This is a genomic window from Nostoc sp. NMS8, assembly GCF_017115045.1.
Classification (GTDB): Bacteria; Cyanobacteriota; Cyanobacteriia; order Cyanobacteriales; family Nostocaceae; genus Nostoc.
In genome coordinates, this window is the sequence record NZ_JABXKK010000058.1 from 1 (window position 1) to 4,860 (window position 4,860).

The following is a 4,860-nucleotide window of genomic DNA, read 5'->3' on the forward strand; positions in this document are numbered from 1 at the left end:
CTATCTCTTTACATTACCGTAGTTTGTGGTTCAATTACCTGAAAATTGCTGTAAGCAAAAAAACGGACATTCATAATAGAATTGTCGTGGATCTTCGGGTTTATCCGTAAGCAAACAAGCCGAAACTAAGGACTTGCTAACATCAAGTCCTAAAATTCTAATCATTCAGTTCTCCATAGGTGGTTTCGTCTTGTCCCTGATGCCATGCCTGCGAATCACCCGAAGGCCACAACAGCCTAGTTCACTCTCAAGGCAATGCCGGAGCGCAAACTCCGGCGACATAGGGAGGGGAAACAGCATACTTACGGCAGCCGAGCTTAGGAAGGTGGGAAAGCCACAAAAGCTTGTTTCTCTTTAAAAGCCCTAAGCTGCTGTGTGTATGTGCTGTACGTCTGGGTTGGACTCCAGTCCGCGACGTGAGATAAACTCACGTTTCGGCTACCGGGTCAAGTAGCCCGCGCTTTGATTAGCGCGATCGCAATTCGTAGTTGCGATTCATCAGGCGGCTATTCAGTCTCTATTTTTGGTAGTACAGATTCTAAAATTCTGATAATTTTTGATAAATCCTCTTCAACAACTTCATTGCTATCCGCACTAGCTTCTTCAAGTTTGGAAATATATTCCATCAAGTCGTCTAAATGGAATTTGGCTTTGAGCAATTTATGCCAAGTAATGTAATAATCCCAACTTGGATTGGGTTCTGGAATGTTTGAAGTTTTAGTCATAATTACTGTTTGCTTAAACGTTTGACTTGCTGAATGTTGAGAGAATCAACCATTGCACGTCCGGTCAACACATCAAGAACAAGTTTTTTCAGTCATGTTTCTCCCAAGGTTGCTCATCTACAAATACCCAGTACCTTTGCACGTTGAGCATTTGGTCGGGCTGATGCTTATGCCGTCGTAAATTTTCCCTGTGCCCCAACAATCCCAGCAGGAGACAGAATTTTCGTAAGCGTCTAGTTCTTCCTGTGTCAATGGCTTTTGCTCTTCAGTCTTTTTCTCAAACCTTTGAAGCTGTATTTTGTTAGCTAGTTCTTGGATTTTTTCTATTTTTTGATTAATTGTGAGTCGTGACACATACTGCTCACACAGCAGGTGAAAGGCTGAACCTCTTGCTTCTTTAGACGATGGTGTTTCACAAAGATTGAATGCAATTCGCCGAATCAAGCATAGTGAGAGTTCTAATTCCTCGGTAGGATTTATACTCCCCATCTCATTAATTATTTCTTCCAGAGATTTTCTATCTTTTGGCGGGATATTCCAGCCATTGTGAATATTATTTGAATAACTATCGTCGGGAATTGAGTCTCCATGAATTTCGCTCATAATCAAATAAAACTAATTGGTCATAGTATTTTTTACCTGTAAATTGCGATCGCGTTACCTCTTGCAGCGCGATCGCAATTGATTGAATTGCAACTAGTCTTTCACTTTTTCTATCAACCTTCCTCCAAGTTGATTGGGCAAGCTAACAGCACTGCATGGGGAGTTCTCAAGGATCGCTACTTCTTTTGGAAAATGCACTTCTAACTCTTCCTTGCTCGTTTCAAAGGTTACAGTCCCCTGTAAGCAGTGCAAGGCATAGCGCAGCGCAAGACATTATGTAGATAACCCACATCACCCGAAACAAAGCAGAATGCAGCGCCCCTAGCCAAGCCACAAAGCTAGAGGCGATACACCCCAGAAGGAACCAAGCCCCCAGGTGTACCGCCTTTGCCATTTAGCGATTCTCCTTGATTTTGGCTTTCAACTCTTCAATGCGTTGCTGGGCTTTGTTTTCAGCACGGTCTAAACCAAAGCCTAACCGTGCATATTCAGGTCTGAGTGTGTGGAGATGTCTTGCGGTGGAAGCGTCAGACCGTTTTTTAGTCAGTTCGCTGTCAGCAACTCCTTTGATGTACTTGCGATGATCCGCGTGAACCTGTGCATCAGATTGCTCCAGATTTTGGAGAGCCTTGTAAGCTCGTTTAGCCTGACGCGCTGCTTCAGGAGTGGTGTATAGGTTCTGCATTCTGCCCCCATCTCACTTGGGAAATAATCGCTTCCATGACTCCTGCCTGGTCGGAAAGTGAAAGCTCGTCTCTCATCTCTTTTGCTAGAGCAAAAATTTCACTTCTGACATCTCCCTCAAGGTCTAGACACTGATAAAATCTCCTTACTATTAAAATTCAGTTTGTACTTGGCGATCGCTATTGATAAAGTCCGGCGAGCGCCTTTTTGCTTTTAAGCACTTACTGTCACCCTGCGACGCTACGACTTACGGCTTATCAACAGTTACAAAAGAAACATTCAGCATGGATGGAGGCTAAGTACTGCTTTTTACTGTTCTTCTGTCGGCACGGTCTTTTTAAATTCGCTAATCCCTCCTTCAAAATGTCTTACAATCCCTGTTGTCACTTCATCGTCGGTTAGGGTGTCCACCTCCTCTTCATCTAGATCGCCCCAGGGGCAACAATCTTTAATCCAATTTCTGGCCTCAAGTAATTGCTCTGCTGTTAGTTCCTCCATGAGCTTTTGATTAGTCATCAGTCATTGGGCATCAGGTACAGGGTGTTTCCGCGCCGGGGCTTCATGCAATGGTGCGGGTGCTTGCTCCGGTTGCAACGCGAACGGTCAGGCGTGGGGGAGCGAGATCACAGCAGGTTTGCTTCTGGGTGAGACACTAGCAAAAGGCAGGCTTATTAGCTAACCGCCAGGTCAAACTCAGTGGCCTGCCCTTTTTCTTACTCTCTAACTAGCACTTTAGTGCAAGGCAGTTTCTCTGTTAAGCACTAAAGCGCTAGCACTATAGTGCTATTATGAACTCAGAATTAGAAAACGAACCGCCAACATTGAAGACACTTCGAGAAAGTGCTGATTTGACTCAACCGCAGTTAAGCCAGCGATTGGGTGTGGGTATTCGCATTATTGGCGATTGGGAGAGCGGAAGAAAAATGCCACGTTTCGACAATGCAATTGCTTTGGCTCGTGAACTAGGTGCTTCCCTCAAAGAATTAGCTAGATCGATGCGTATGGATGTCAGTTCTATCGCTGACGATGGTATATCGCTTGCTCAATTAAAGACTTTATGCCGAGAACTAAACATCACGGAGGTAAATGATCTACCTGATGACTGGAGACAGCTTAAGCGTTCACGCCCTAGCTACGACAAACGACAAATGACTGATGAAGAATAACTAAAAACCAAAAAGCCACCTAGATTTACAAGGTCGGTGGTGGCTTTTTGCGAATTAACTAATAAAGATTAGCTAATAGTATTATGCCAGAAAATTCACTTAAAAATGCACTTCCCTGGACGGAAGAACACGAAGCATTCTGCTACAAACATCATATTTGCCCTGCCGCAAAATCACTTTGGCAATGGCTAATGAGGCAAGGTCTAATAGCTGAAGAAGTAGAACCAGATTTATCAGAATTTAATGCCACAGTAGCCAAAGCAAGAGGCAAAGGATACTCACATAATTACCTCAAACAGATATTCGATACTCTTGTAGAACACAGAGTTATCCAAGTCATTAAACAGTACAGTTGGAAGATATTTAAGTTACTTGTAAGACCCCTCGAATGGTTGAAGCCACCGAGAAAGAAGCGAGAAAAAAACTTCCAAAACCATAATTTAAGTTACACTTCAGACCCCTCAAATGATATATCTGCCGTGACGGGTGATATACAGCAGCAGCATTCTAATTCTGATATCAACTTAGAGACTCTGGCTGATAACGGTATACATTTTGACTCTGACGAAAAAGAAGTACTTGAACGCCCAACTAATGAAATTAAGTTGGCAATTTTAATGTTTAACCTCCGTGGTGGTTTTGAAAAATCATACAATCCAGAAGGTTTTATACGTCGGTGTTTGAGACGCAGATGGTGGGAGTCTCCGCGTAATTACAATCTTTTACTTCAAATGTTTGGGAACTCTACAGAATGGGATGAATTATTCCCCTCTGGTTGATTCATCTGCATAAAAAAGGGCCGCGCTTAACGGCCGTCATATTCTTACTCAAAAACATTATGAAACATAATTCTGATGTGCCTGGGCAATTAGCATTATTTGCGATCGCGCCAACTGAAATAAGGACTACCATTCACGATCCTTACTGGGATGAAGTAGAAATTGCGCCCCAACAAGCGGAGGATAATCGCTGGAATCCTGCTGACTTTGGGGAAGTGGCCCATAAGTTAGATGACGATGGACAACTGACAATTTTCTTTGATGACAGCGACGAGCCACCAGACCCAGACGATTACAAAAATCTGAATGATTATCATCAAGCCTGGGCTGAGTGGCGAATACGTGTTGGGGCGCAAGTTACATCAAGCACTGTTCCAGCCGCAGTAGAACCGCGTGTTGGTGGGAAGGTTACATTAGCTACCAAAAAAATTGCGCCCCAACACGATGCCCAGTGGGTAGAGAAGTACTGGGTTGAGCGGTCTGGTAATAAATATTGGTACTTTCGGTACTGTTGGATGGTAGGCAGGAAGAAAAACCGTGTCTACCTGGGCAGTGTAAGTAGCATCATCGCCAGGCGTAAAAAAGCAGATGTGGAAGTGTGGATTGCCGATGGTAAATTACCACTGGAGATTAAACAGTTAATTCGAGGCTGGAAGAATGAATCGTCCACCATGCCCAAGATGCAATGGAACAACACTAATTTTCAAAAACGGTAGCTATAAGCTGTCTGACAATACCCTTGTTCAAAGATGGTTCTGTCAACGCTGTCGCAAAGGCTTTACTCCCTCAACAGTTCTGGAGATTGCCGTAGCAGGTCTTGAAGCTTCCACAACTCATCCCAGGTACGAGCGGGAGCAACGCGATTTTGTGAGGTTGGGCAAAAAAGGTGCGATGCCTTCGGCG

Annotated in this window: 7 protein-coding genes; 3 read left to right on the top strand and 4 right to left on the bottom strand. The window is 44.0% G+C overall.

The window, feature by feature from the left end; genetic code table 11:
* Positions 1-506: 506 nt before the first annotated feature.
* From HWQ39_RS10605 to HWQ39_RS10620, 4 genes are all read right to left on the bottom strand, one after another.
* On the bottom strand, positions 507-725 hold the full coding sequence (locus tag HWQ39_RS10605) for a hypothetical protein (protein ID WP_292843994.1): 219 nt from the start codon (positions 723-725) through the stop codon (positions 507-509).
* A 117-nt stretch (positions 726-842) separates the two neighbouring features.
* The gene (locus HWQ39_RS10610) at positions 843-1,328 is read right to left on the bottom strand and encodes a hypothetical protein (protein WP_292843996.1); all 486 of its coding nucleotides are present in this window, start codon (positions 1,326-1,328) and stop codon (positions 843-845) included.
* A 394-nt stretch (positions 1,329-1,722) separates the two neighbouring features.
* Complete coding sequence (locus HWQ39_RS10615; protein WP_292843998.1) at positions 1,723-2,013, bottom strand: hypothetical protein; 291 nt, start codon at positions 2,011-2,013, stop codon at positions 1,723-1,725.
* Positions 2,014-2,321: 308 nt separating this feature from the next.
* Positions 2,322-2,528 carry a peptide ABC transporter substrate-binding protein gene (locus HWQ39_RS10620; RefSeq protein WP_292844000.1) on the bottom strand — a complete coding sequence of 69 codons (207 nt, stop codon included), beginning with the start codon at positions 2,526-2,528 and terminating at the stop codon, positions 2,322-2,324.
* A gap of 272 nt (positions 2,529-2,800) precedes the next feature.
* On the opposite strand from HWQ39_RS10620, the gene HWQ39_RS10625 reads away from it, so the two are divergent.
* The 3 genes from HWQ39_RS10625 to HWQ39_RS10635 all read left to right on the top strand — a co-directional run bounded on the left by HWQ39_RS10625 (position 2,801) and on the right by HWQ39_RS10635 (position 4,673).
* The gene (locus HWQ39_RS10625; RefSeq protein WP_292844002.1) at positions 2,801-3,178 is read left to right on the top strand and encodes a helix-turn-helix transcriptional regulator; all 378 of its coding nucleotides are present in this window, start codon (positions 2,801-2,803) and stop codon (positions 3,176-3,178) included.
* Between the two features lie 83 nt (positions 3,179-3,261).
* The gene (locus tag HWQ39_RS10630; RefSeq protein ID WP_292844004.1) at positions 3,262-3,957 is read left to right on the top strand and encodes a hypothetical protein; all 696 of its coding nucleotides are present in this window, start codon (positions 3,262-3,264) and stop codon (positions 3,955-3,957) included.
* A 59-nt stretch (positions 3,958-4,016) separates the two neighbouring features.
* The gene (locus HWQ39_RS10635; protein WP_292844006.1) at positions 4,017-4,673 is read left to right on the top strand and encodes a DUF4102 domain-containing protein; all 657 of its coding nucleotides are present in this window, start codon (positions 4,017-4,019) and stop codon (positions 4,671-4,673) included.
* Positions 4,674-4,860: the final 187 nt, after the last annotated feature.

What these genes read in the sequence shown, in the direction of transcription:
- HWQ39_RS10615 (WP_292843998.1), bottom strand. Translation starts at nt 2,013, where the DNA reads ATGCAGAACCTATACACCACTCCTGAAGCAGCGCGTCAGGCTAAACGA.
- HWQ39_RS10605 (WP_292843994.1), bottom strand. Translation starts at nt 725, where the DNA reads ATGACTAAAACTTCAAACATTCCAGAACCCAATCCAAGTTGGGATTAT.
- HWQ39_RS10625 (WP_292844002.1), top strand. Translation starts at nt 2,801, where the DNA reads ATGAACTCAGAATTAGAAAACGAACCGCCAACATTGAAGACACTTCGA.
- HWQ39_RS10620 (WP_292844000.1), bottom strand. Translation starts at nt 2,528, where the DNA reads ATGACTAATCAAAAGCTCATGGAGGAACTAACAGCAGAGCAATTACTT.
- HWQ39_RS10635 (WP_292844006.1), top strand. Translation starts at nt 4,017, where the DNA reads ATGAAACATAATTCTGATGTGCCTGGGCAATTAGCATTATTTGCGATC.
- HWQ39_RS10610 (WP_292843996.1), bottom strand. Translation starts at nt 1,328, where the DNA reads ATGAGCGAAATTCATGGAGACTCAATTCCCGACGATAGTTATTCAAAT.
- HWQ39_RS10630 (WP_292844004.1), top strand. Translation starts at nt 3,262, where the DNA reads ATGCCAGAAAATTCACTTAAAAATGCACTTCCCTGGACGGAAGAACAC.